3 protein-coding genes are annotated in these 3,556 nt (G+C 51.8%); all 3 read right to left on the bottom strand.

Translation table 11 applies throughout. The annotated features are described in order from the left end of the window. A partial coding sequence (locus QZP87_RS12145) for a PAS domain S-box protein (RefSeq protein WP_291323190.1) occupies positions 1 to 889 on the bottom strand: 889 nt, incomplete at its 3' end. Between the two features lie 36 nt (positions 890 to 925). Beyond that, entirely contained in the window at positions 926 to 2,047 is a 1,122-nt protein-coding gene (locus tag QZP87_RS12140) for an ATP-binding protein (RefSeq protein WP_291323189.1), read from the bottom strand. Between the two features lie 152 nt (positions 2,048 to 2,199). After that, the coding region (locus QZP87_RS12135) for an ATP-binding protein (protein ID WP_291323188.1) at positions 2,200 to 3,556 on the bottom strand (1,357 nt) is incomplete at its 5' end.

Genomic DNA, 3,556 nt, shown 5'->3' with positions numbered 1-3,556 from the left:
TGCCGCCTCCAGCCTCGATGTACGATGCGGAAACCTCCACGTCGAAAAGACTGCCGTTTTTTCGGCGGTGTTTAGTCTCGAAGCATTCGCCACCAGCAGCAATAATCCTCTTGATCCGAGATTCGGTTTCTCCGGGGCTTTCCAAGGCTTCCAGGTCCGGGATGCTCATCTGGAGAAGCTCGTCTCTCTTGTAGCCGGACATGCTGCAGTAGGCCGCATTGACTTCAATCACCCGCCCCTGCATGTCCAGGGTCCAGAAACCATCCTGGGTTGTTTCCAGAATCGCTTGCAGATGCTGCTCCCGTTCGCGCAGGACTTTCTCTGCCCGGACCTGCCTGCTGATATCGCTGACTGCAAGCAGCAGCCTTTGGGACGGTTCCCCTGAGGGAGGGGCCTGGGGTTCATTCTCCTTCCTCCCGACGCAACGGACCGTCAGTTCTCCGGAAGGGCCTGGGAGCCGGAAATCCAGTTCCTTCCCAGCCGGTTTTTTGAAAAAGGCTTTGAAGCGGCCATGAAAGGCGGAGCGGTCTGATGGCATAAGCAAGTCATTCAGGGCCTTGCCGGATAGATTGTGGGGCTCAAGGCCAATAAAGGCCGCAAAGGTCTTGTTTGCCTGGGAAATGATTCCAGCCTGGTCAATGATCAGGTATCCCAACGGGGCGTTGTTGAAGAGCTCCGCGTAACGGTCCCTGGCTGATTGGAGTTGTTGCCGAGCATCGCGCAACTCCTCGTTCTGGATCTCAAGTTCGATCTGGTGGACTTGATATTCATGGAGCAAAGCCTTAACCTCTTCAGGAGTCAGGTCCTCGACGGGTTTTGATATCTTGGACAGCCGGGCCTCGGCCTGTTTTCTCAAGCTCTCTTTGCTTACTTCATAATCCTTGTTCATTGGTAAACTCCGCACAACATCCCTGCCTGGCTGTTCTCAATCGTCTTCATTTTGGACATTCCTCTCCAGCACTTTCGCCAAATCCTCCATGCGCACCGGCTTGGACAGATAGTTGTCCATGCCTGCCTCCAGAAATTTCTCCCGGTCTCCTTGCATGGCGTAAGCCGTCAGGGCGATAATGGGGATCCTACCCCAGGACTGAGATCCGACATCCAGCGTCCGACCTCTGTCCTCTGCGGCGCGAATGCGCCGCGTGGCCTCCACTCCATCCATGACCGGCATCTGGATGTCCATGAGGATGCAGTCAAAGTTGTTCTCCATGAGCATATCCAGGGCCTGTTGTCCGTCTTCAGCAACTGTAACAGTATGCCCCATATTCTCCAGCAGCTTCCTTAGGGGATACTGGTTGGAGACATCGTCTTCAGCCAGAAGGACATGCAGAGCCTTTTTCGCCCGGTCCAGTTGCCCGGTCTTTTGCTGTTGCAGCGGAAATACTTTCTCAGGCACCTTAAAGGGCAGGCTGACATACACTGTGGTCCCCTGGCCTTCAGTGCTTTCAAAACTGATGTTGCCTCCCATGAGATCCACAAGGCGGCGGATGATGGCCAGGCCCAGCCCGGCTCCCTGGTATCTGCGGGTATAACTGTTGTCCACCTGGACAAAAGGCTGAAAAAGGGTCTCGAGACGGTCTTGGGGTATGCCTATGCCTGTATCCGATACCGTAAAAAGCAGCCGCTGGTCACCATTGGACCGGTCCAGTGGAGTAATTTCCAGGCGGACCTCACCTCTATCTGTGTACTTGAGGGCATTGCCCACCAAATTGAACAGGATCTGGCGCAGACGGGTCGGGTCCCCCACAAGCTTTTCCGGAAGGGCCGGGTCCAGTTTAAAGACCAGGGACAAATCCTTATCCCTGATGGTTACTTTGAACAGGTCGACTATGGAATCCACCAATTCCTTGGTTTTGAATTCCTCCTCGATGATTACCATCTTGCCCGCCTCCACCCTCCCGAACATTCTGGCCATGGCCGGGTTGACAGAGAGCAACCTGCCCTCCGGCGTGGAAGTGAAAATGCCTATGGGAGCATTTGTGAACAGATCCTGACATTCTTCCAGGGAAGTGACGGAAAAGGCCTTGGATGCGGGGTTCTGTGACATGATTTACTCCAATCAGGTTTGGGTGAGACCGTCAAAATTATGGGGCATGGACTACTGAACTTAACTCTTTGATTTTTCTGTACTCTGTCATCAGGCTTCTGTCCTCAATGTCTGTAAAAATGACTTTTTGCAGGCGCATCCTGTATTGCCTTCTATCCAAAGAACTTGCTGAACACTCTCTGAAAGTCCTCGCTGCTCACCGGTTTACCTATGTAGTCATCCATTCCGGCCTCCAGAAATCTTTCCCGGTCCCCGGGCTGGGTATGAGCAGTTACCGCGATGATGGGAATATCTTTCTTTGCACCTAAGGAAGCTGACTCCCGGATTGCCCGTGTAGCTTCAACCCCGGTCATCACCGGCATCTGAATATCCATAAGGATAATGTCGAATGCCTTTTCCTGCAACATGTCCACAGCTTCCTGGCCGTTTCTGGCCAGGGTCACTGTTTGTCCGTCCTTTTCCAGTATTCTTTTGATAACTATCTGGTTAAGGGGATCATCCTCAGCCAGAAGGATATCCAGGCTGCCGGACTGCCTGGCGGACTGCCGTGTTTCCTTGGCAACCTGAGCTATTTCTTTTTTCGGCATTTTGAAGGGCAGAACTACATGCACGGTTGTTCCCTGACCTGGCTCACTTTCCACGGAAATGTTTCCGGCCATCATGCTGACCAGCCGTTGAACTATGACCAGGCCAAGACCTGCGCCCTGATACTCTCTGGTCATAGAGCCGTCCGCCTGGCTAAAAGGCTGAAACAGCTTGTCCAGCTTGTCTTCAGGGATGCCCGTACCGGTATCAGTAATGGAGAATGAAATACGCTTATGGCCATTATCAGGCTGTGATGCTGGAGATATACTCAGACTGACACTGCCATTCTCAGTAAATTTTATTGCATTGCCCATCAGGTTGAAAAGAACCTGATGCACCCTTGTATCGTCACCGATAAGCTTTTCAGGAAGAGTTGGGTCAAGGCAAAAGTCCAGGGTGAGACTTTTTTCCCTGGCCGGAATGACAAAAAGTTCATCCAGTGAATCACAAATATTCTTAAGACTGAATTCTTTTTCCCGGATAACCATCTTCCCGGCTTCAATACTGGAAAGATCCAGAATGTCGGATAAAAGCTGGGTCAGCCTCTTTGCTGAAATGTTTCCCAGGCGAATGAAATTCTCCTGATCCTGGTTAAGGCCTGTTGCTGATAACAGCTGCATCATGCCCATGATGCCGTTCAGCGGAGTGCGTATCTCATGGCTCATATTGGCCAGAAATTCTGACTTGGCCTGGTTGGCAGTCTCGGCCTGCTCTTTTGCTGCGAGCAGGGCTTCTTTGTCATGTTTATGTTCTGTTGTGTCCAGGGCAATGGCGCCTATGGAGCGAAGAATTCCGTTTTCGTCAGGCAACGGAAACAATATGGTAGAATAATGTCTGATTCCGCTGTCTGTTTGCAGACTGTCTTCAGCATGAACTGGTGAAGCAGAGGATTGAACCTGCGCTATTCTTTCCATAAAAATACTG

Source organism: Desulfonatronospira sp. (genome assembly GCA_003563255.1).
Taxonomy (GTDB): Bacteria; Desulfobacterota; Desulfovibrionia; order Desulfovibrionales; family Desulfonatronovibrionaceae; genus Desulfonatronospira.
This window is presented reverse-complemented; position numbering and strand designations above follow the sequence as displayed.